The 23,298-nt window shown below is 55.4% G+C and carries 17 protein-coding genes and 3 pseudogenes; 14 read left to right on the forward strand and 6 right to left on the reverse strand.

The features are described from left to right. The first annotated feature begins 72 nt into the window (after positions 1-72). From BCR55_RS13560 to BCR55_RS13595, 11 genes and pseudogenes are all read left to right on the forward strand, one after another. Complete coding sequence (locus BCR55_RS13560; protein WP_065494659.1) at positions 73-2,181, forward strand: type VI secretion system Vgr family protein; 2,109 nt, start codon at positions 73-75, stop codon at positions 2,179-2,181. Positions 2,182-2,191: 10 nt separating this feature from the next. Next, positions 2,192-3,535: a DUF2169 domain-containing protein gene (locus tag BCR55_RS13565; protein ID WP_065494660.1), complete on the forward strand. Its 1,344-nt coding sequence runs from the start codon at positions 2,192-2,194 to the stop codon at positions 3,533-3,535. Further along, positions 3,528-5,285, forward strand: coding sequence for a DUF4150 domain-containing protein (locus BCR55_RS30825; RefSeq protein ID WP_083211792.1), 1,758 nt, complete (start codon positions 3,528-3,530; stop codon positions 5,283-5,285). The genes BCR55_RS13565 and BCR55_RS30825 overlap by 8 nt, the downstream gene beginning before the upstream one ends. A gap of 3 nt (positions 5,286-5,288) precedes the next feature. Further along, positions 5,289-5,774, forward strand: a complete 486-nt coding sequence (locus tag BCR55_RS32430) for a hypothetical protein (protein WP_012492773.1) — start codon at positions 5,289-5,291, stop codon at positions 5,772-5,774. Between the two features lie 758 nt (positions 5,775-6,532). Continuing rightward, positions 6,533-8,503 carry an ATP-binding protein gene (locus tag BCR55_RS13570; protein WP_065494967.1) on the forward strand — a complete coding sequence of 657 codons (1,971 nt, stop codon included), beginning with the start codon at positions 6,533-6,535 and terminating at the stop codon, positions 8,501-8,503. A 117-nt stretch (positions 8,504-8,620) separates the two neighbouring features. Continuing rightward, positions 8,621-10,492, forward strand: coding sequence for an ATP-dependent endonuclease (locus BCR55_RS13575; protein ID WP_065494661.1), 1,872 nt, complete (start codon positions 8,621-8,623; stop codon positions 10,490-10,492). After that, positions 10,489-12,342 (forward strand): ATP-dependent helicase, encoded by a 1,854-nt coding sequence (locus tag BCR55_RS13580; protein WP_175403818.1) that lies wholly within the window; start codon positions 10,489-10,491, stop codon positions 12,340-12,342. Before BCR55_RS13575 ends, BCR55_RS13580 begins: the two co-directional genes overlap by 4 nt. A gap of 364 nt (positions 12,343-12,706) precedes the next feature. Beyond that, positions 12,707-12,853: pseudogene (locus tag BCR55_RS13585) on the forward strand (site-specific integrase); the annotation flags it as partial. 97 nt (positions 12,854-12,950) lie between these two features. Beyond that, a pseudogene (locus tag BCR55_RS33895) lies at positions 12,951-13,946 on the forward strand (muramidase); the annotation flags it as partial. 10 nt (positions 13,947-13,956) lie between these two features. Then, a complete protein-coding gene (locus tag BCR55_RS13590) occupies positions 13,957-14,484 on the forward strand; it encodes a hypothetical protein (RefSeq protein ID WP_254661826.1) in 528 nt (175 codons plus the stop codon). A gap of 28 nt (positions 14,485-14,512) precedes the next feature. Beyond that, positions 14,513-14,764 (forward strand): PAAR domain-containing protein, encoded by a 252-nt coding sequence (locus BCR55_RS13595; RefSeq protein WP_059991260.1) that lies wholly within the window; start codon positions 14,513-14,515, stop codon positions 14,762-14,764. A gap of 220 nt (positions 14,765-14,984) precedes the next feature. On the opposite strand, the gene BCR55_RS13600 is transcribed toward BCR55_RS13595, so the two are convergent. The 5 genes and pseudogenes from BCR55_RS13600 to BCR55_RS33785 form a co-directional block, all read right to left on the reverse strand. Continuing rightward, the gene (locus BCR55_RS13600) at positions 14,985-16,727 is read right to left on the reverse strand and encodes an ABC transporter ATP-binding protein (protein ID WP_059991262.1); all 1,743 of its coding nucleotides are present in this window, start codon (positions 16,725-16,727) and stop codon (positions 14,985-14,987) included. A 46-nt stretch (positions 16,728-16,773) separates the two neighbouring features. Then, positions 16,774-17,262, reverse strand: a complete 489-nt coding sequence (locus BCR55_RS33410; protein WP_254661827.1) for a hypothetical protein — start codon at positions 17,260-17,262, stop codon at positions 16,774-16,776. A 282-nt stretch (positions 17,263-17,544) separates the two neighbouring features. Beyond that, positions 17,545-18,561, reverse strand: a pseudogene (locus BCR55_RS33900) (asparagine synthase-related protein); the annotation flags it as partial. After that, a complete protein-coding gene (locus BCR55_RS30835; protein ID WP_081059997.1) occupies positions 18,554-19,174 on the reverse strand; it encodes a lasso peptide biosynthesis B2 protein in 621 nt (206 codons plus the stop codon). The pseudogene BCR55_RS33900 and the gene BCR55_RS30835, both read right to left, overlap by 8 nt. Positions 19,175-19,228: 54 nt before the next feature. After that, on the reverse strand, positions 19,229-19,360 hold the full coding sequence (locus BCR55_RS33785) for a hypothetical protein (RefSeq protein ID WP_258173644.1): 132 nt from the start codon (positions 19,358-19,360) through the stop codon (positions 19,229-19,231). Between the two features lie 129 nt (positions 19,361-19,489). Here BCR55_RS33785 and BCR55_RS13605 point away from each other — a divergent pair, with 129 nt between their 5' ends. Together BCR55_RS13605 and BCR55_RS13610 are read left to right on the forward strand one after the other, a co-directional pair. Beyond that, on the forward strand, positions 19,490-19,993 hold the full coding sequence (locus BCR55_RS13605) for a hypothetical protein (protein ID WP_139094035.1): 504 nt from the start codon (positions 19,490-19,492) through the stop codon (positions 19,991-19,993). A gap of 24 nt (positions 19,994-20,017) precedes the next feature. Next, the gene (locus BCR55_RS13610; RefSeq protein ID WP_065494664.1) at positions 20,018-20,689 is read left to right on the forward strand and encodes an SOS response-associated peptidase family protein; all 672 of its coding nucleotides are present in this window, start codon (positions 20,018-20,020) and stop codon (positions 20,687-20,689) included. A gap of 193 nt (positions 20,690-20,882) precedes the next feature. Here the strand turns inward: BCR55_RS13610 and BCR55_RS13615 are convergent, their stop codons facing one another. After that, a complete protein-coding gene (locus tag BCR55_RS13615; protein WP_254209247.1) occupies positions 20,883-22,280 on the reverse strand; it encodes an MFS transporter in 1,398 nt (465 codons plus the stop codon). A 114-nt stretch (positions 22,281-22,394) separates the two neighbouring features. Between BCR55_RS13615 and BCR55_RS13620 the strand changes: the two genes are divergently transcribed. Beyond that, entirely contained in the window at positions 22,395-23,267 is an 873-nt protein-coding gene (locus BCR55_RS13620; protein WP_065494666.1) for a LysR family transcriptional regulator, read from the forward strand. The last annotated feature ends 31 nt before the right edge of the window (positions 23,268-23,298 follow it).

Below are 23,298 nucleotides of genomic sequence, written 5' to 3' on the forward strand. Positions count from 1 at the left end.
AAGGGCACTATCATCGTACGATTAACCAGCAGTAATATCGACACTCATTCCGGGGTAGCGCTGAGGCCAATCATGCAATTGTCCGATATTCCGAGCTTTTTTCAGCTTCAAAGCAATCGCCTGTTCACGATTGAAACGCCGTTGAAAGGGCGTTCCGAGCTCGTTCTAGTCAATTTTACCTGCTCGGAAAATCTTTCCGATCTGTTTCACATTGACACGCAGCTCGCGTCGCAGGATCGCTCGATCGAACTGAAAAAGATGATCGGCCAACCTGTGACAATTACGCTACAGTTGACCGATGCCATTGCGAGTTCGGAGGAACGGTATTTCCATGGCTACGTCGTCGCGTTTTCGCATCTTGACACCGACGGCGGACTCACGACATACAGCGCGGTGATCAAGCCGTGGCTCTGGATGCTGTCCCGCCGGCAGGACATCCGGATCTTTCAGGAAAAGACGACACAGGACATTCTTTCGGCGCTTTTCCGTGACTATGGCTCGATGGCGTCCTTTGAGTTCCGTCTGTCGAAGGCGACGCAGAATCGGAGCTACTGTACGCAGTACAAGGAAACCGACCTGGAGTTCGCGCAGCGGCTGATGCAGGAAGACGGCCTGTTCTACTACTTCGAGCACACGAAAGACGGGCACAAGCTGATCATCACCGACAACTCGATCGCGGCGAAGCCGATCGACGGCATGAGTCCGATTCTGGAGTACTCGAAAGGGGAGGCACGCGACGATCTGGCAGTCGTGAAGAACTTCTCTGCACGACGGCAGCTTGAGTCGAGCCGGGTCGGCCTGAAGACGTACGATTACAAAGCGCCCGGCGCGCGTCGGTTCTCGGGCGGAAACACGGGCGTCGATCAAGGCGATGTGCCAGCCTACGAAATCTACGACTATCTGGGCGAGCACGGTTTCCCGGACAGTGATCGCGGTGAGGATCTGGCCCGCTTCCGGGCGCAGGCGCTTGCGGCGCATAGCAAGATTTTCACCGGCACGACGACGAGTCGACGAATGACGCCTGCCCGGTACTTCCAGCTGGACGAGCACTATGACCACGAGGGGAAGCCGGAAGATCGCCAGTTTCTGATTACGGGCGTCATGCATGCCGGATCGAACAACTATCAGGCGGGCGAGGGTGCGGCAACCTACGCGTGCAGCTTCACCTGCATCCGCAAGAAGATCCCGTACCGGCCGCCGTTCACCATTGCCAAGCCGACCATCATCGGGCCGCAGACTGCTGTCGTGGTCGGCCCGAAGGGTGAAGAAATCTACACGGACAGCCTCGGGCGCGTGAAGGTCCAGTTTCCGTGGGACCGGCTGGGCCAGCGCAATCAATCCAGCTCGTGCTGGGTGCGCGTGGGGCAACCGTGGGCCGGCAGCGGTTTCGGCATGGTCAACATTCCTCGAATCGGCGACGAAGTGGTCGTGATTTTTCTGGATGGCGACCCTGATCGACCCCTAATTATTTCTCGCGTTTACAACGCGCAGAACATGCCGCCGTGGGCATTGCCGGCTAGTGCGACCCAAAGCGGCATTCTGTCGCGATCGACCAAGGGCGGTAACGTCAATACGGCCAACGCGATCCGTTTCGAGGACAAGAAGGGCGAGGAAGAGGTCTGGCTTCACGCCGAGAAGGATCAGCGCATCGAGGTCGAGCACGACGAGTCGCATTGGGTCGGCAACGACCGCGCCAAGAACGTCGATCACGACGAGACGGTGCATGTCGGCCACGACCGCACGGAGACGGTAGGGAACAACGAGACGATCACGATCGGCGTGGATCGCACGGAACGCGTCGGGAACAACGAGACGCTGACGGTGGGCGGCAACCGGAACGAGACGATCGAAGGCATGGAGAACCTCGTGATTGCGCTCACGTCGACGGAGACCGTGGGGCTTGCGAAAGCGCTGACAGTCGGTGGCGGGTATCAGGTAACGGTCGCCGGTGCGGTGAATACGTCGGCGGGGCTGGCGAGTGCAGAGGAAGTCGGTCTTTCGAAAACTACGATGGTCGGCAAAACATACATGATTACGGCCGGCGACCGAATCGAGCTGAAGACCGGTAGCGCCGTCCTCATCATGGAGTCCAACGGGCATATCACACTACGTGGCACGCAATTGCTGATCGAAGGCTCTGGGCCGGTACAAATCAACGGCAGGGACGTTGACATCAACTGACGGGGCCGCGATGGAATTTTCCAATTACACGCCTTTCCCTGCACTGGCGTTCGAATCGTTTGCACCCGACGGCGCGTCCTTCCATACCGTCGTACTGCGGCAGACATTCGAACTGCGTCACGGTTCGCTGGTATTGGCGCAGCAGCAAAAGCCGCTCGCCACTTCCGACCGTTTTCATGGCGAGCCGAATCTGTCCAGCGTGGCAGAGGAAAGCGATCTTGCGCCGTACAAACCGTTTTGCGACGTGCTGGTTAACGGAACGGCTTATGCGCCGCAGGGGCGACCCGTGCCGCGCTTTGTGGCGGGCGTCCGGATTGTGTCTGCGCCCGTACAACCCGACGATGACGCCGGTGTGCCGACGACGAAAGTTTTGCTGGATCGCAGATTATCCATAATGGGTCCAAGGTACTTTGTTCGACGGTCGATGTTTGGACGAAGCATGAATCGACTCGCCAAGGTCGCATCGCTCGGCATCGTGCGTCCCATCGACTGGCGTCTGACGCCTCCGGAACCAATCGCCGCGCTGCCCGTTCGCTACGAATACGCATGGGGCGGGCAGTGTCGGATCGACGCGCAGGATCCAGCTTCGAAACGTGTCCCGAAGGCATTCCGGCTCGATGACAAACAGCAGGCCGTGCATCCTGACCAAGATAATCTTCCGGTGGCGCATACGGTCTGTGAAGACAATCCAATCGGTCTGGGGTTTGCCGAGCGTTGGTTTCTTGCCGCTACGAAGCAGCAGAAGATTGCTGCGCCGCAGATCGAAGCCAGCAGTGAGCCCATTTCGATACAAGCATGGCTGGCAGCAGCGAACGGGCGGACGCATCCGTCGCTGCGTTCGGCTGGCTTCGGTATCGTCGCGAAAGCATGGCGATCGAGGCGTGAGCTTGCTGGCACCTACGACGACGCGTGGCTTGCCGAGCGCCATCCGGGCTTACCAGACGATTTTCAGTTTCAGTATTGGAACGGCGCGCATCCGCTGATGCAGGTGCCGCACCTAAAGGGGAACGAGACGATCCTGCTGACGAACCTTGTTCCCGCCGGCACGCCCGGATCGACCATCGACGAGCGTGGCAATACGATCCTTCGCATCGCGTTGCCCGGACATCTGCCGATGGGATGGGTCTACACCGACCAGACGCTGAAGTTCGCGCCGTTGCTGCTCGATACGTTGTCCGTCGACGTGTCGGATGCTGCGAAGCCTATGTTGACGTTGGTGTGGCGCGGGACGCTGATGAAGTCGATTCGCGCGCGACGCTTCGAAGCACGGTTTGTTGAGCGGACCGACATCGAGCGACTTGCCACGTCTTCTCCGGCCAACGTGACTCAACGCGCGGGGACGCAACATGGCTGAGCCGTTGCAAATTTCAGTGGCCGGCGATGCGGGCGATGTATTTCGCGAGCATTTCAACATTCAGAGTGTGGATCAGGCTCGCGATGCCGTGAACAACTTGGACACGCTATGGAACACGCCCAACCCGTGGAGTGAGCGAGGGCGACCTGTCGATCGCGAAATATTTGATGAGGCGGCGCAGTCGGTTCAAAAACGCTTTGAGTCGGGTGTTTATAAACCTGAAGATCAGGCGCAGCCTTCCGATCATTTCTCGAAGGGCAATCGGATCGCGTCGAGACAGGACGGTAGTTTCAAGGCGGTCAGCAGTACTCCCGACGTTTGCAAAACACCGATGGGCAGCTCGACACCGCCGGTGCCTTATCAGGTCATCTCGGACCTGAGCGGGTCATCGGGCATCGTACCGAGCGTGCGGTTCAACGGAAAGCCGGCGTACGTGCTCGATCAGAGTGTAGTCCCGACCTGTACCGGCGATGAGTCGGGGACGGCCGATGGGGTTGGCTCCGGCACAGTGGGCGGCGAGACCAGGCCGACGAAGGGCAGCACGACGGTTCGCGCGGGCGGCCATCCCGTTATTCGTGACGGTGACCCGTGCACAATGAACTCTGGCAACTGCACCGGGACTTATGTCACCGAACCTGCGCCGGGGAGCTCGGTGGATGCAAGCGGGAACGTCGTTGGGAATGCCAATCCGCCGCCTGACAAGGGCGTGATGCATCAGGTTGGCGGATTCTTCGAAGGGGCCGGCGGTGCGCTTTGGGATATGGCAAAGGGCCTCGGAGGATTGGCGCTCGGGGCGGCCAAGCTAACGCCCATATCGCAAGCCGCCGAAGGACTGTCCGACCTGACCGGGTTATACGATTACCACGGTTATTCACAGACGCTGGATTCGGCCGGAAAGACGGTGCAGGCGATCTACGATCATCCGGGAGCGATTGTCGACGGCATCACCAAGCCGTACATGGAAGCGTGGAGCCAAGGCAACTATGGTGAGGCGCTGGGGCGGGGCGCGGTCGACATCGGTGGACTGTTCGTCGGTGGAGTCGGGGCCGCGGGCAAGGCCGGCGAAGCGGCTAATGTGGCTGGTAAAGTTGGAGAGGCGGCGAACGTTGCCGATAAAGTCGGTGAGGTCGCAAATGTTGCCGCGAAGGTCGGTGAGACGTCTGATGCTGCGAATGCTGCCAACAAGACCGCTGAAATTGGTGCGGTGGGCGCTAGGGGAATTGACGCTGATAGTGCCGCCGACGCTTCTAAGGCAGCGAAGTCAGCTGATACAGACCCTGCGGGTGACGGGCTAAAAGTTGAACGTAAGCCGGTTCGAGTTCGAACCGCGGAGGAGGTAAACGCTGAGGCAGTTGCCCAGGGGAGGGATCCACCGTATAAGGAAGGAACGTTAGTCATCGAGAGAGAGGCCAAAGTCGGAGAACAGTACAATATGGTCATCGATGACGCACAAAAGGCGAAAATTGAGAATGGGCAAATGTATCTTGGAGGGTGGGCATCGCCCGATGAGATTCCAGATCAGGTCTTTGCGCGTAATAATTTGGCAATTAAAGAGGAATACAAACCTGATTTGCCATACGTGGCGAGGTTGGAGGTAAATAGGCCCGGTATGATGATCAGAGAAGGAATTGTTGGCCCTCAAGGTAATCTTCCGGGTGAGGCTAATCAAATTGAGTTAATGGTCCCGCCAAAGAATCGTGGAGATTATTTCGAGGTGTTGGGAATCGATCCTCTTCCGCCCGGACGGTGAAGAATGAAAGTTGAAAATTTGATTAGAGTCGGTGAAAAGGGTGAGCGTATACCCGAATCTATGTCGAGCGATGAGCGGCGTCGACTTTATCCACCTCTCGGTATTGTGAAGGTTGTGAAGCTTACGTGGTCACTAGACGGGGTCGAGTATTCGCTTGACCTCGAAGGAGGGCGTGTTAATTATGAGATGCTCCCTGATAGATCCGGGTTTCTTGTTACGAAGCCGAGAGTAAATGGTAAGACGCAGGCTATGGTTTTAAACGCAGATTCATCGATTCGTTACACTCTTGATAACCCATGGCCAACACATGCGAGCTATAAAGTAAATCAAGATTACGATTTTTCGTTGCCTCTCGTTGAACGAGGGCAGCCCGGATTCGTTGTGTCTGTTAGTGGGGTTGGGCCAACGGGAGTCTTTGTGAATGTGGATCATTTCTTTGCAATCGATCCCAATGACGGCAAGTTTATTGGTAATCATCCACTATATTAAAAATTGCGATAGTTCGGCTAAAAGTTGACTCTCTTGGTCGATCTGGTGCGTATTGGCGCAGCTTGATTATACATTCGTTGTTGTTTTCGCCTGCGTGTTACCGAGCAAGTGGGGTGAGTTCGTGATTGTTCCATAGGCAGATTATTTAATATCGAACTGAAGATTTTGATCTCTCTTGGATTGTTGAGATGCCGAAGGATTCGTGGCGACGAATGATGCGGGCTTGCTATAGCTTATTCGTCAACTCGATGATAAGAGGCGACAGGCGGTGGTTGTCGGTATAAGTACAAAGTGGCAGATAAAGTTGCACGACGGTTTTATTGAAAATTTCACAGATTTGTGTTCTGCCGCAGCTGCTGATAAGTTACCCCGGCCGTCACGCGGCGGAACTCGGCCGGGTGCTGGATTGGGATTGAGTCGTTGGGTCGGCGAGTGGTGTGAAGATGATGAGCTGCTTGATAAAGGCGAAGCGTTGAAAATTAGTTCCGTGTCACTTTATAAATGACCGGAAAAGTGGCGAATGGACACTGGCGAGATTTTAGGAGTGAAGCAGCAAGCGAATGCAGGCTCAACGGCCTCGTTCGGTGAGCACAAGCGTCACTTCCGAGTGCTGCTATAGCTGGCGTGGCTAGTGAAGAACATCCAGTCGGTATTCGAGAATAGGCGGTCGAAGTATCGGGTCTGGTGATGACATTCAAGCGATGCGTGGAGACAACGTGCGCCGCTCCGCTGAAGCGCGAACGGATAGAGGAAGAATGATGGCAAAGCCAAAAAGAATGACAGACACAACCACGGCGTCGTTCTTTGAAGAGGACTACCTGGTGCGCACTCTTGGGCGCATTGCGCACGATCCGGAGGTTGCGCTCACCGAACTTGTGGCCAATGCTTGGGATGCTGGTGCCTCGCTGGTCGACCTGACGATTCCGCCGACGCACCAACTGGCCTTGACCGTCGTAGACGACGGGCACGGGATGAGCGCAGCCCAATTCAAAGGCCGGTGGATGAGGTTAGGCTACGACCGTATCAAGCACCAAGGGTCGACTGTGGAGTTCCCGGCCGAGCGCAGAGACTGGCGCCGCAGGGCCTATGGTCGCAACGGGGTCGGCCGCCACGGGCTGCTGTGCTTCGCGAGCCAGTATTCCGTGGAGACTTGGCGCGACGGCAAAGGTGCGGGCTTCGAGATTGGAACGCAAAGCCAGGAGACTCCATTCCGCATCGAGAAGGAAACGTCGTTTCTGCACCAAGGGCACGGCACGAAGCTCTCCGTGGTGGTAGAGCGCCACTTACCCGACCCGGACAAGATTCGCGAAATCCTGTCGGCGCGGTTCCTGCATGATCCGCAATTCGTGGTGCGCGTCAACGGTCAGTCGGTGTCGCTGGCCGATCAGACTGGGTTGATCGAGAGAGCTGATTTGGCAATCGAGGGTTGCCCTCCCGCTGAGGCCTACGTTGTGGACTCAACCCGTGCGGCCAAGTCGACACTCTACCAAGGCATCGCCTTTTGGGTGAACAGCCGGCTGGTGGGGACCCCTGGCTGGGTCGTGGGGGCCGAAGCCGTGATTGACGGCCGCGCGCGCTTTGCCAAGCGGTACTCGATCGTGGTCAAGACCGGCGATGGCTGGATGGCTGAGGTCGAACCGGATTGGTCGCGCTTCAAGCCTGGTCCCAAGGCTGACGCCCTGTTTGAGGGGGCGCGCCAGTACGCACAGCACGTCTTTGCTTCTCTCTCGTCGACATTGGTGGAGGAGAGTTCGGAGGAGGTGCTAGTCCGCAACAGGGAGCAGTTCAAGGAACTCTCGCAGCTTGGCAGAGCAGAGGTTGCCACTTTTGCACGGGAGCTGGTGAAGTCGACTCCCACGGTTTCGCAGGATGTTCTATCCGCCGCAGTGCAGGCACTGATCAACTTGGAGAAGGCGAGAGGTGGGGCGGCCTTGCTTGAGAAGCTTACAAAGCTGGATGAGTCGGACATCGAAGGCCTGGATCGTTTGCTGGGCCAATGGACAGTGCGCGATGCCCTTTCAGTTCTTGACGAGATCGACCATCGGCTCGCGGTGCTTGCCGCAATCGAGAAACTCAGCGGAGATGACGCAGCCGACGAGCTGCACACCCTTCACCCGTTGGTGACACAGGCTAGGTGGCTTTTTGGTCCGGAGTTCGACAGCAGCGAGTACGCTTCGAATGTGAGTCTACGGACGGCAGCAGAGAAGGTCTTCAAAAAGCGAGTATCTACGGATGCCTTCGTCAACCACAAACAGCGGCCGGATATCATGTCGTTGGCCGACGCGACTTGTTCGATCGTTGGAACTGAAGGCTTTGATCCAGCGGATGCGAGTCTCACCCGTATCCAGAACGTCTTGATCATCGAACTCAAGAAGGGCAAATCAACGATCGGTCGCGAGGAGATGACCCAAGCCGATGGCTACGTACAGGACTTCCTGTCTAGTGGGTCGTTGGACGGGACACCAATGTTCCGGGCCTTTGTTGTAGGGCACGAGATTGCTCCGAAGACCACGAAAGAGAAGGAGCTCAGAGAAGAGGGCGTCCTTCGGGGGCGCGTGGTTGCCGCCACTTATGGGCAGCTTACGCGCTCTGCGCACCAGCGGCTTTTCCGGCTTAAAGAGCGGATTCCCGCACGGTATGAGGATGTGTCGGGCGCGGACCTGTCGGCAAAGGTCATGCAGACTGCCACGCAGGCCCCACTTGCATTGTTGGGAGCAAAACGAGAATGAGCGTTGAATCAGGGGTGAGATGTCAGCGCACTGCGTCGGTCGCTCGGCGCCGAAGCTGATAGCCAGGGCGCTACACCGCACGAAAACTCATCGGCATTGCGAAAGTGAGAGGGACCTATGCCAAATTATGCGCCAGAAAGCGGCGTTGCCATCACAGACGTCCGTGTCAGCAACTTTCGCTCGTTGGCCAATATTGAGGTCGAGCTCAACGACTTGACCGTGCTCATTGGAGCAAACAATGCTGGAAAAACGAGCTTCCTTGACGCGATGTTCGCGGCTATCGGCTCCGGGCGCAAGCTGTTGGGGCAAGACGACATTCGGCTGATGCACGGCGAGGCGATGCCGCCAAAAGACCGGCGGGTTGTGGTCGACATTCGGATTCGCCCTGTCGACGAAAACGGAAAGGTCGTCGACAAGTTCCCGGAGGGCAGCTTCTGGACGGCTTTGTGGGGGCCCGGCATCGTGCTGGACGATCACGATTTTGATGAGTTCATGGCCTTTCGCACGGTGCTGGCTTGGCGTGTCGAAAAAGCAGACTACGTCGTCGAAAGGCTCTTTCTCAAAGAATGGAAACCGTTTGAGGAGTGGATTGACACGCCGACGCAAGACAAGCCAATCACGGCGGCCCAACTCGAACCCGTCGCCTTGCATTATATCGACGCCAAGCGCGACCTGGAGGACGACATGCGCCGCCAAGGCTCGTTCTGGCGACGGATGACCGAGGATCTTGGGTTGTCTGGCGACGAGGTGGCCGAATTGGAGGCTGCACTAACGGGGATCAACCAGCAGATCGTAGACAAAAGCTCGATGCTCCAACGCCTGAAGACGAACTTGTCGGACTTGCAGGCAGTGGTTTCCGCCGACAGCGCTGGCATCGACATCGCTCCGGTCGCGCGAAAGCTGCGAGACCTATCGAAAGGCGTCGACGTGTCGTTCTCGACGGCGGGAGCCCAGTCGTTCCCGCTCGCACGCCACGGGATGGGAACGCGGAGCTTGGCCTCTCTGCTCGTTTTCAGGGCGTTTACCGCTTGGCGCGGGGACGTGGCGGCGAAGAACAACGACAAATTGCATTCTGTTCTGGCCTTGGAAGAGCCAGAGTCGCACCTTCATCCGCAGGCGCAACGGTCGCTGTTCGCACATATCAAGAAAATCAAGGGGCAGCGCGTTGTCAGCACCCACTCACCGTATTTCGCCGGCCAAGCTCAATTAGAGGATCTTCGGCTTTTCATCAAGAAGGGCGGAGATACTGGAGCGCGTAAGCTTGATTTGTCGAAGCTCGAGAAGGCCGACGATATCCGCAAGTTGCAGGAGACGGTCATCGAATCGCGGGGGGACATCCTCTTTGCAAGGGCCGTGGTTTTGTTCGAAGGGCAGACGGAAGAGCAGGCGCTGCCGATTTGGGCGGAAGCGTATTGGGGAGCGTCGATTCACGAATTGGGCTTCAGCTTCGTGCGGGCGAACGGGACAGACTACTTCCCGTTCATCTGGCTTGCGAAGAGCCTTGAAATCCCGTGGTATGTCATGGGGGACGGAGAGCAGAAGCCGGTCAGCGACCTGGAGGCGGCCTTGAAAAAAGCGGGGCAGCCGAACATCGCTTCGTCTCCTAACGTGGTCGTCGTGTCCTCTGGTAAGAACTTCGAGACACAGTTGTTGGAGGACGGCTATCTTGCCGAAATCGAAACCGCTTTGAATGAAGCGCACGGTCGAGAGTCGTTTTTGGACGAATTCATCGACAAGCATCATGGGCTGGAATTGGCGAAGGGGAAGGGCGTCAGGGACTACAAAAGCGATGGAGGTAGAATTCGCGCCGCAGCTGATGCCATGAAAGCGTCCAAAACACGTCTCGCCAAGCCGTTAGCCCGAACGATCTCCGGCTTGACGGACCCGGAGAGACGTTTTCCGAAACACGTCGAGAGGCTATTTGCGGTCATCGGAGAGAATCACGGAATTCACAAGCTGGCAGTAGAGGCGGAGGTTGAGGAACAATGAACAGTCCAACCAAGTTGCGCCTGTCGACGCTGCAAGCCCAGGTCGTCGAACATGTCGACGGCGCGTTGCTCGTGGTAGCCGGCCCGGGTTCCGGAAAAACTCGCGTGTTGACGGAACGAGTCCGCTCACTTCTCACGAGTGTTCCTGGCCACTTTCGTGTGCTGGCGCTGACGTTTACCAACAAGGCCGCGGACGAGATGCGTGATCGCCTCTCCGACTTGGGTGAAAATCGGCAGCGCGCATTCATTGGCACCTTCCACAGCTTCTGCTTGGAAATGCTGGTGGAGCGAGGGAAGCTTGTGGGCGTGGAAGGCGAGCCGCACATCTTTGAACAGCATAAGGACCGGAAGGAAATTTTGTTGGAGGCGATTCGGCAGGACCCTGTTCTTGACGAGGAGGTCAATCAGATCGTCGATCGCAAAGAGCGCAATCGGCGAGTCGACAACTGGCTTCAAATGATCTCGCGCGTCAAGGCGCACCCCATCACTTGCGCCGTGCTCAGTGATGAGCTTGACAAGCGGGTCCTGGATGCCTATGACGCCGGGTTGCGTGCTTGTGGTGCTTACGACTTCGACGATCTTTTGCTGCTTGGTTACCGGCTGCTGACGAACAATCCCAAGCTGGCGGATTTTTATCGGAGGCTTTACAGGTTCGTGTGCGTTGACGAAGCGCAGGATCTTAACGAAGCGCAATACGCTCTGCTTTGTGCGCTCTGCGGAGATTCGTATAAAAACGTCATGATGGTGGGGGATCCAAAACAGTCGATATATGGATTCAACACCTCGAGCCCGGAATACATGGAGAAGTTCCGGTTCGAGTTCGCAGCGAAACTGATCGAGCTGACCGAGAACTTTCGATCTTCGCAGGCAGTGGTGAACGTTGCTCGGTCCATCGATCCGAATTACTTGGTTGACGCCCAGCTTCCGATCAAGGGCGACGCTCGCGTGTTCGTTGGAGACGACGAAGAGCACGAGGCGCGGTTGATAGTTGACGAGCTTGAACTGCTGTTTGCCCAAGGACACCCCGATGTTGAGGGCGGTGTTGAGCCGTCGAAATGTGCGATTCTGGGGCGGACCCGTTTCGCTTTGCTCGCAATAGAGAACGAACTGCGCCGGCGCAACGTTCCCTTCTACAAGCGATTGACCGCTAATCATGAAAACGAGTCCGACCTCGTCGACGAGTTCCACTTGTCGTTGCGCATCTTGGCGAACCCGAGGGACCGGCTCCATTTGGCGGCGTTGGCAACGAAGTGGGTGACGCAGCCGCCTGAAACGGCAACGGACGCCATGGTTGCGCTGTCGCAGATGGCGCGGAGTGCGGCCGAGCAGCGAGCCAAGGCCGTGGCGGAAGCGGTCGCTTCGATTGTTCAGAACACGGCACGCCTAGACCTTATGCCGGCGTTCAAGCTATTGAGGGGTTATGCCGACTCCCTGGACGAGAATTCTAGGCGCGCGATCTATGAGGACGTAGCCGTCTTTCAGCAAGAATGGGACCAATACCTTCGCTCCGACGGCACGTCGCGCACCTTGTCCGGTTTTATGAGCAGCAAGGCGTTGGGGGCCACCCAAAAGGCCCATCGCGACGGCGTTGCCCTGCTGACCGTTCACTCGTCCAAAGGGCTGGAATTTGACGCCGTGTTTATTGCAGGGATGGCGGAAGGAACGTTCCCCGACTATCGGGCCGTTGGCAAAGTGCGCGAGATGGCTGAGGAAAGTCGCAACGCGTTTGTCGCGGTCACGCGATCAAAGCGCTTACTTTACCTCACCTATCCCCGGGTCAAACTCATGCCGTGGGGCGATTATAAGGCTCAGCAGGCTTCTCGATTCGTATCCATGTCTGGGATTAGTTAATCGGCGCGAGCCGCGTGCTCTAGGGGTAGTGGCGTGGGCGGATTAGTTTGAGGTCGCCTGTCTAGCATCGTCCGGGACGCTACAATAGCATCCAGCTGTGCGACGTTGCCGCCGGCCCTATTGGATCGTTGAAGCTGAGTGGGCAATCGAACCAGAATGCTCCTGAAAATTGGGGGGCACTTCTGGGGGCATGATGAATTGGTCGGATGACTAGAAACCTTATGCAAAAAGGGTTTTGGTCATTAATTCCATTCCTGCAGCCCACCAGTAAAATCAAGGGGTTACGTGAATTTCACGTAACCCCTTGTGCTTTCTGGGCGTTGAAAAGTACATTTTCGGTACAGTCAGCTCTCAGAACAGGTACATGGCGACCATCGTTAAGACGCCTTCCGGCACGTGGAAGGCAGTCATCCGCAAGATCCGTTGGCCGACTACGGCCAAGACTTTCCGCACCAAACGTGACGCCGAGGACTGGGCGCGCCGGACCGAAGATGAAATGGTTCGGGGCGTCTAGTCGTCAGGAGCCGATTAAGGCCCACTGACGACCATGACAAAGTCGACTAGCTAACACCTCGTGGATTCGTTCTGAGCCGATTTAATCGCTATGAGACATGTTCAAACGTTACATCCACGTCGGAGAGCAATTTCTTGCCGATGAGAGCAAGACGGAATTCGAAACAAGCGCGGCAACGGTCAATTCGAGCCCGCTTATCGCAAAGCTTGAGAAGGCCCTCGATGCAAACCATGATGGCAAGGTGACTGCACAAGAATTGAAACATGCGCAAGAAGTAGATTGGTCGGCGGAAGCGCTTTCCCACCTCATCGTGCGTTGTGAAAGTGAATGGGGCGGAGGCTTGGGAAAATGGGAGGAGTTATCGCCATTAATGAAGAAGCTACTGTGGTTGTGGAAGGCCGAAATCGAGCGCATCGGGAAGCTTCAATGGTGGGAGGCGGTTGCTGCGAAAAAAGTGGACGGATTTCCTGATGATCCAAATCCGTGGCATTTTCATCCGATTGGGATTATCGGTAACTTCTGCGGTCTGAGCGGGATTGGTATTACTCTAGAAGAAGCCAGGGTGCGTGCGTTTTTACGAATGCTTCGAGTCGGCGAAGGCACCGAGGGGCCAGAAGGATATGAGAGGCTATATGGCGGACCGTCTTTCATCAAAGATTATCATCGAGATTTTAGCGACCATCCGAAGATATTTGTCACGCGAGAACATAACGGAAAGAGCATAACCTCGTCGGCTGCAGGCGCATATCAGATCATGGGATATAACTGGTTCCCGGAAGAGGGGCAAACCTACAGAAGATTGGCAAAGGTCAAAGATTTCTCGCCAATTTCTCAGGATAGGTATATTGTTGCGATCATGAAATACAAACGAAATTGTCTCGATGATGTGAAAAATGCTGACTTGGAACGAGCGATTTTCACGCATCATGCCAATAATGAGTGGGCCAGTCTGCCAGGCGATCAGTATGGTCAAGGTGGCGTCAACATGAAATCAGTGAAGGAGCATTTTGAAAAATATGTGGCGGACGAGCTCGCGGGAAATAGCGATCTTGCAGTTCCTGTTGGTGGTCTTGATGATTTGATTAAATAAAAAGCGAACAATGAAGAGTGATATTTTACTGAAATTTGCCATTGTGGTTACAGCAATGAGCCATGCCTTGTGCTGGGGGCAGGATATCGATTTCGCAAATCATCCTTCCGCTCTTTATCGAGGTTCTCTGCATATACCAAAGTACTACAAAAAAACCGATTCCGGCTGGCGAGATGATGATGGCAAGCTAGTGGAGCCTCCTGTAATAAATTTCGCGGGAAAATATCACATCGGGGTCCATAGTTGTGGCATGGAGTGTCGTTATTACACTTTATCAGATATTTCAACGGGAAAGGATTTAAACTCCCTGGATATGTTTTCGTCAAATGGCAAGGCGCCTAACAAAATTCAGGATGGTAGATCATATATCACCGAATTGCTAAGCAAGGCAGACAGCAAGATGCTTGTCGCGAAATACTATATCGACGCATCGAACGGAAAGCCTGCCGAGTGCCGGGAGCGTAAATTCATTCTCGACGATAATCTTAAGATGGTCGCCATCCCCAATTCATTCTCTTCTTGCAAAACAGAAAATTAGGATAATTTTTTTGTCAAGACGAAATATCATGATAAATTTAATCCGCCTTCACGATGACACTGACCACGAAGGCACGGTCATTACGGCCTCTTCGACAATGTCTTTTGACGGCCGCTACGTCGCACGAAAAGGCGACTATGTGTCGTGCCCTCAGCATCCTGACGTATCACCCAATGTTATCGAAGAGGGCGACGCATCGATGACCGATGACGGCATTCCAATCGCGCGTCACGGCCATCGCGCCACGTGTGGCTGTCAGCTGATATCGAGTCTCGTATGATCGGATCAAGACACTGTATTTGCTCGCATGTGGCTGGCACCGATTCCTCAACAACGGAAATCAGACGAAAGGGACGTAGCGTAGAGTAAAAGGCGTTTCGCGATTGTCATCTGCAATGTGGTAGGAATGAAAGTGCTGCAGTAGCGAAGTTGTGTCCCTTCGCGGTCGTCAGCATCAATGGGAGTAGGCGACCGATGTGGTGTGATACGCGACCGTACTCTTAATCCATGCGTTGTCGGCGCTGATGGGCAGTTAGGTCAGGAGATTCGGGTACGAATTCGATGACGCTCCCGTGTTCCACGTGATATACACGATCTGCGACATGCAATAGCGCCTCGCGGTGCGTGACTGCGATGATTGTACGTACGCGTCGACGTATTTGTTCGAACACTCTGATTTCACGAAGGGGATCAAGCGATGACGTGGGCTCATCAAGAACAATGATGGGGGTCCTGCGTGCAAGTGCGCGACCAAGTGCAACCCGCTGTTTTTCTCCCCCCGAAAGTTCTCTGCCTTGAACGCCGAGCGTGGCATCTAGTATGTTGCCCGTGCTGCTTTTGGTTAAGCTTCGCAGTTCAAGTGCGTCGACTAGGTCGAGCAACTGATCATCGCTCGGTGGTTCTTCGCAACCGAAGGCGAGATTATCCCTTAGCGTACCACTGACAATTAACGGGTTCTGCGGCGCCACAGCCACAATCTTAGATATTGCGGTGGGGGAGAGCGTAGAGATATCTACTCCATTCAGCCGGACATGTCCCTCGGACGGACGCAATAGTCCTAGCATCAAATTGATGACGGTCGACTTGCCATTTCCTGACGGGCCTATTAGGACTGTCACTTCACCGTTGTAAGCGTGGAGATTAACTTTGTGCAGAATCTCGCGACCTTCTATTGCCATGGTTACATCGCGGAACTCAAAAACAGGGCCTTTCCCCGTGCTTTCTGCTATTTCGGAGAGATCTGACTCTCGAGGAAGAGCGAGAATGTCGAAACCTTCGCAAAGGGCGAGATGATTCCGACGGAGATCGGAGAGTGAGGCGGCAAGATTGGTGAATGGTGCTGTCAGTGCAACAATATATCCGGTAACCATTACGAAATCACCGACGCTAAATTTGCCTCGAGTCACTGCTGCTGCTGCGATCACGGTAAAGACCGTGAGAGCGATACCGGTGAGTAGCGCTTGTAGAGCTAGCAACAACGAGAGCCGTGCGTTACCTTGCGACACCTGGTTAACATATCTCCCTAGGATGCGATCTAATGAACGCTCTTCACGGCCGTATGCGTCATTCACCTTAATATCCGTCATGAAGCCGAGTTTTTCGATCAAGTGACTGGACAGAAGATTGGACGCACCAAATATTTCGGCGTGAGCGCTTTTGGTTCTCGCGGCCAAGGTCCATGTGGCTACGAAGAGCACAAGCATTGAAATTACAAAAGCGAGTGCGAAGGACAGGCTTGTTAGTCGCCAAAGTACAGTCGTGGTAAGTACGAGCTGAAAAATGGTCGGTGCAATGATCCAAAACAGCGTGAAAGTGAGCGCGCTGAAGGCTGCGCGACTTCGAGATATTATTGACGCTATCGTGCCGGGGTCTAATTTTGATAATTGGGAATAATCTACGCGAATCAGGTGTGAGTAGTAAGACTTCTGAAATGCTACGTCACATCTGGCGAGCATGGCTGCCGAGAAAGCTGTTTTGATCCATTCAGCGATTCGTGCGACTGTCCAAGAAACTCCGTATGCGGCAGCGAAAATTAAGGCTGATTGTTCGGAAAGACCATAATCTTGATGAGATAGAGCATTGGTGCTCTCTCTCATGAAATATGGTATCGCAGTCCCGAGCGCGGAAATCGCTAGCATTCCGATTGTTGCAAAAATGAAGTGGATCGGCAGGGTCTTGTAACTGGAAGTTGCCACACGGTATGCCGAAATGTAATCTTTAGTTATTTCTCGCGCAAACGACATTTTGCCCTCTTGGGAAACGGTGATTCACTGATGCTCGCTTGTATCTCTACTGGAAGGACTGAGCGGTACGCGCTGTACTTCTGTGTGCAGCGTGGGTCAACTTCTGCCGACTAAACATTCCTCCGACAAACGTTTCTGTCGCGTAGATGCGCGTGATTTCGGCAAGACCGACGGGAAACCCATCGGCGGCACGTTTAAGTAGCTTCTCTAGACCATCGCGACGCAATATTCGTTCCGCTACACAAAATCCGTCCAGACAAACTTCTCGCACGTGGTCATAGTGCACGTAAAGACCTTGTAAGGCTGAGTGTGTTGTATCGCCTTTGTCGGTTCGCCATAGATTGGGCAAATTCGACGAATCGAAGGCCGCTTGTCGGACGGTTAGGCGGTTGTGATAACCCGTGAACAAGTCTTCCAAACTAGCGCCGAGGGCGAGTTCAACCATTGGCTGCGCGAGAAACGGCAAGATGGGGCGGCGTATGGTGGGGCGGACCTGGACCACAGTTTCGTCCAGGGTCGCCGCCAGTGCAGCCATTTGATATCTTCTTCCTGGTTGTACCAACAATCTCCAATTGTTTAGCAAATCGTCGTATAGACCCGCAGGCATCGCCCTCGGGCATCCATGCACGACACTCGGATCAGCGCTTTGTCCAAGCCCGCCGCGAAAATACTGTCGCGCGTCGTGCATTGACCGTTTGAGCGCGGTCCAAATCGGTATCCGATAGTAAATCGCGAGGTCCCGCAAGGCGGTGAACGCTCGTACAAATCGAAGTTTGGCCATAGCATCGACAGGTATTCCGAAGGGCGGGGGTGCCAAGAAGAGTGCATCTCCGCCGTGCCCGTTTATGAGTGTGTCGTTCCGCCCTGGAACACCAGCCTGAGCCAAATTTGCGGTCTGGGCGAGGAAGCATAGTTGTGTCGATGGTCGCGCAGTCAAGGGCACTTCGTGGACCGGTGCGAATGGTAGTTGGCTTAGTAGTGGGTAAGTTTCGTGTCGCAGCCGACATTTTTCTGCGACGGCGCGAGCAACCGACACTTCGTTTGATGAAGCCCGATCAGGATCGAAGTGGGTTACAGCTGTAATTTGCTCGGACAGTCCTGCGCGGTGTGCGGCGATCGCGAGGGCAGTCGACTCTAGACCGCCCGACAACTCGAGAACTGCAGGTCTGCTGGGCTCTATAAGCGAGCGCAGGACTGTCGACAATATCTCAATCGGATTACGATCGACTGATCGTCTCGGCCGTACATTTGGAGACCACATCCGGGAGAGGGAAATCTTTCCCTGTTGATAGGTAAGGAACATTCCCGGAGGTAAAAGGCAGACGTCCTCGATTCCCGTCTCGCCTACATTGCCATACCCGTGTGCGAGGTAACGGTGAAGGTACGAATTATTCGGCTTCGCGTGACCTCGTTCGATTGGAGGGAGGTCGTTTACGTCTGAAGCGATATGAAGATCACCAGATCGATCGAGTGAATAATAAATTGGAAATTGACCGCAAGAATCGCAAAGAACAATAGACGCCGAATTTCTCCGATCAAATACAACTGCAGCAAAAGGGCCCCAGAATTGGGCCGCTACCTCACTAACATCTCGTAGAAATGTCGCAATGAAATCGCCTTGCGGCGCTTCCTTGCCGCTGTCGCGAGACAATACGCGACCTGCGATACACCAGAGCGCAATGCTATTCTCGCCAAATATAAGGGCGGGATTGGTGGCTTGGGAGGAAAGCTTGAACCTTGCGAGATAGCGAGAGTCGGCTCGCCAAAATCTTTCCCGAGCGAGTTCGTTGGAATCGCATTGACTTGACTGATTGAAGATCGTCGCGTTAACCATTTTTCGGAAACTCGTAAATTACAGCGAGTTGTGTACGGCGATCGGGATGATCGCCAACGACAGATCCATCGGATTCAACCCATGCGTGTGCAAAGAAAGGACGGTTTTGAACTCCAATAACGAGACTGAAATCGAATCCGTAGCGATACCCGGCAATAATGAGGGTTGCCGCCCATTCCAGACATTTTGTCTTTCGGATATATGCCATGCAGGCTAGGTTGAGCGACCTGATAAGATCTTCTTTGCTCACACGTGTCTGGGACGGCCTGATTTTGGTTCTTTCGTTATTGATCGCTTCTATAAGACCTAACATCCGGTCTTCTCTTGAGATGCGGTGAACCCGGTGGAGTGTGGCGAGCAATTTTATCCAGTCAAAGGCCGGTATGCCTAGTCGCAACTGGCCCGGTGTGAGTTTCCAGCAGTTAACTGGAACGCCGGTGTGCTTAGGGGCTAGTTGGCTGCACCCGTTGTTTTTTAGATTGTATTTTGAAACTGTTTCTAGTTTTTTGGATTGTGCCGGCGATAGTACGGTATAGCGATCTGATTTGAGGTCGAGCGCGATTACCTGATCGTCAAACCACGTTATGTGAACCCGATTGTCTCGTGCATGCATGGTCGTTCCGCCCCGTTTTTTGCGGGGCGGTCATAAAGCTATCGATCGAGTCGCTTATTCCATGTAGACCCACGAAATTCCTTCGAGGATCGCGCCCCCGGCGGCGCCCATTGTGCTGTCGGTCGCATTCACCGACTCAGCGTCCGCAATTTCCAGAATGTCAGTCAGTTTGATTTCGAAACTCATCGGAATCTCCTTGATGTGCAGCGGAATTGCTGCCTGGTAAGGCTAGTAATTAAGGATTTAAAAATCAATATATTTAAATGAAACGAAATGTAAAAAAGGGGGTCGTTAGTAATATCGATAATTGTTTATTTGAATGAAATTATCGATTTATTGCTTCGCTGGATAATTGGGTGCGAGTCAATGGCGGCGAACTCTTTCTTGCTGGTTGGAATCAAGCAGTTACATGAGTCGGGATGGTGCTGGGGCGGCGCAATCAGGCTTACTCCGATGCTGATGACTGTGGTGCAGCAAGCTTTTATCGACTGGTGCATCGCATATAGCAAGTTCCAGATCGTCGACGACATGTCGATCGTGGTGGTAGCACACGACGTGAACAGCTACGACACCCTTGGCAAAGGCGTCGAGCTTGGCAGGTATGGGTATCTTGAGCCCCGGATGGTGGAAATTGGGCGGCACCACTTTCCCGATGCTCCCGGCCAACCTGAAAGTGCAGCGTTCGATGAAGTGTATGACGACATCATTTGCACTGCGCTGGACGAATGGCTGAGTGGGTCTATCCCGATCGAGCAGGTTTCGTTTCCCCCGCACGCGGAGCCGCCGGAAAATCCTGACGCGGTCTACTCGGATCGGTGATCCAGTCTTTTCGAGGCCTACGCAATGTGCAGAAACTACATAGCGCCGGGCGAGGATCCGGGCCTAAGCGAGCTGAAGATCAACAGCTTCATCGACCTGTACCGCTGGACGCCATGGAAGCCGGAGATCTATCAGGACTACGCCGCCCCGATCGTCGCGAGCGTCGAGGGAGAGTTCCGACCGGTGATCGCGAACTTCGGCTTCTGGCCCCGTGCGCTGCAGAAGGCGAACGTCGAAAAGGCAAAGGCGGCGGGGCGCAAGCCGCCGATCATGCGCAGCACGATGAACGTGCGCGACGACAACATCGGCAAGTCGCCACTGTACGCGCCGGCGTGGCGAGCCGGGCGGCGCTGCTTGATCCCGGCGAACTGGATCTATGAGCCGAATTGGGAGACGGGCAAGCACGTACGCTATCGGATCGGACTCGCCGGCTGGCGGCCGCTCTGCGTCGCCGGCATCTGGCGCACGCTGGTGTACGAGGACGGCACCGAGCAGCACGCGATGGCGATGATCACCGTGAACGCCGGCGAGCATCCAATTATGCGGCACATGCACCGGCCGGGTGAGGAAAAGCGCTCAGTCGTAATCCTCCGGCCGGATGACTGGGAGGAATGGCTGACAACGCCGAACATCGAGGCCGCGCGCGCGATGCTGCAGCTCTATCCGGCAGACGAAATGGTCGCGGAACCAAAGTAACTTGCTAGAGCGGAGCCGCTAGAGATTGTGACGGCCGACGAAGCTGACATATTCCCAAACCGGGCGATGATAGATCACGACCGGCGGCTGCCGGCCATCTACGGCCATCCGCTCGAAATTCGTGAGGGTCCGCTCGTACGCAGCAACGAGTCATAATCAGCTTCGCGTAAATCCCAGATCGAAACTTTGGGACTTATCTTTCCGATGCCAGTTTTTCGGATGTAAGCTCGGTATGGGCAACGTGCGGTTCTCGAATTCCGTACGCGCACATCACACTGCCGAGCAGCAGTAGCGCCGTCGCGCATGCAATGGATAGGTGCATACCCTGCATAAACGCGTCGGGGCTGGTATCCCGCACGAAGAACCCAAACACCGCCACCCCGAGCATTCCTCCGACCTGCCTTGCGGAGTTCAGCACGCCCGATGCAATACCGGACCGAGACGCGTCGACGGAAGACAGTGCGATGTTTGTCATGGTGGGAACCATCAAGGCAATGCCGCTTGCGGCAATGAGCATCGGCACGACCAGTAACCAGTACGAGCCAGCGATACGGACTGGAAACAGGAGCAGATAACCCGACGCGGCAATCACCATTCCACCGGTCATCAGTTTTCTTGCGCCGACCCGATTGAGCAGGCGGCCCGCCAGGATGTTCACCGCCATCAGTACGACGGTCATGGGCAGGAATGCAAGACCCGTTTGCTGGGGAGAAAATTTCTGTTCTATCTGGAAAAACAGGCTGAAAACAAAAATCAAACCGTAGTAGGCGAAGTTCACGACGACACCGGCCGTTGCTGCGGTGGAAAATGCGGCAGTCTGAAACAACGCCAGTGGAAGCATGGGTTCCGCACTGCGTGACTCCAGTGAGACAAATATCAATGTGGCAACCACGGACAGCAGCAGCGCGCCATAGACTACCGGGTGCTGCCAGCCGAGTCGGGCTGCCTCAGTGAGGCATACGGTCAAACCGACGAGCGCAACGATTGCCACCAACTGGCCGGGGAAATCGATGTTTCGACTGCGCGCTGACGGGGTGGAAGCAGCATGACGCAGAGCCAGTGCCACTCCCACAACACCGATAGGCAGATTGATGAGAAATATGCTGCGCCAACCCACATGAGTCACCAGCAGTCCACTCAGCACGGGGCCTGCAGCAAGCGCGATCCCCCCGGCAGCACCCCACCAGCCCACTGCACGACTTCTCTGCTCGGTGTCCGGGAACGTCTGGCGCAACATTGCGAGCGAGTTTGGCACGAGCAGCGCGGCGCCCACGCCCTGCACGACGCGCGAAGTCACCAGAAGCGGCAGTGAATTGGCCATCCCGCACATGATCGAGGCGACCGTAAAGACCGTAAGCCCCACGGTGAATACCCGCCTTGCACCAAAACGGTCGCCCATAACTCCGGTCGTCAGAAGGAGAGAAGCGAACGCCAGCGTGTACGCGTTGACGACCCATTGCAGGCCTGTCACGTCCGTCGCAAAGCGACCCCGCAGAGCGTCGAGCGCGACGTTGACCACACTGACATCCAGCAGAACGACGACGAAGCCCAGTCCTGCGGCAGCGAGAGTGCCGCGTTGATTGCGGCTCATGGAGATGCTCATCTGAAAATAACCCTTATCTACCTAACGAGTTTCGATGTTAGGCAGTTCGGCTTTGTGCGAATATTCCGTATAACCGCACACTCTCCTTGAGAAAATGCACAGATGTTCGATTGGGAAAATATCCGCCATTTCCTCGCCGTCGCTCGCATTGGCACGTTGTCGGGAGCCGCACGCAAACTGAAGGTCGACCATGCGACCGTAAGCCGTCGCTTGAGCGCACTTGAAGGTGAAGTCAAAACCCGGCTGGTCGAACGGCTTCCGAGGGCCTGCAAACTTACGTCGGCTGGGCAGCGTGTTTTCGAACTGGCACAGGGTATGGAAGAGAATGCTTACGCGATCCAGCGATTCCTGGACGCGAGCCTTTCCCCGCTGACCGGCAAAGTTACGCTGAGTGCGCCGCCAGTGCTCGTGGCAAGTTTTCTGGTGAAGCACCTGAGAGACTTCCGGCTTGCGCATCCAGGTGTGCAATTGTCCGTTTCTGGCGAGGCGCGACAGGTTTCGCTCAGTCGGCGCGAAGCGGATATTGCGCTGCGACTGGTTCGGCCTGAGGAGGCGACCAGTGTGGTGCGCAAGCTGGGGCGTATGTCGTTCGATCTCTATGCGAGCAAGGACTACCCGAACCTGCATGATCCTTCTGCCTGGGAGTTCATCGTCTACGACGCTGGATTCGCCGACATGCCCCAACAAAAGTGGCTAATGGGCGTTGCAGATGGGAGACCCATAGCCTGCGAAATCAGCGATATCACGGGTCACGTCGCTGCGGCGCGAACGGGTGCAGGCGTAGCTGGCCTGCCGTGTTTTCTGGCGGACCTCGATCCGAACCTGCAACGCGTCCCATACGACGGTCAACGGTTCGCGCGTGATATCTGGATGGCGGTGCATCGGGATCTGTGGCGGTCACCACAAGTGCGGGCAGTCATGGACTTTCTGCTGAAGATCGTTACGGAAAATGCTGCTTTTACGGCAAGCAGTTAGAAATTGGATGCTCTGGCTACGCTTGTGCTGA

The organism is Burkholderia sp. CCA53 (genome assembly GCF_001685525.1).
In the GTDB taxonomy this organism is placed as follows: Bacteria; Pseudomonadota; Gammaproteobacteria; order Burkholderiales; family Burkholderiaceae; genus Burkholderia; species Burkholderia multivorans.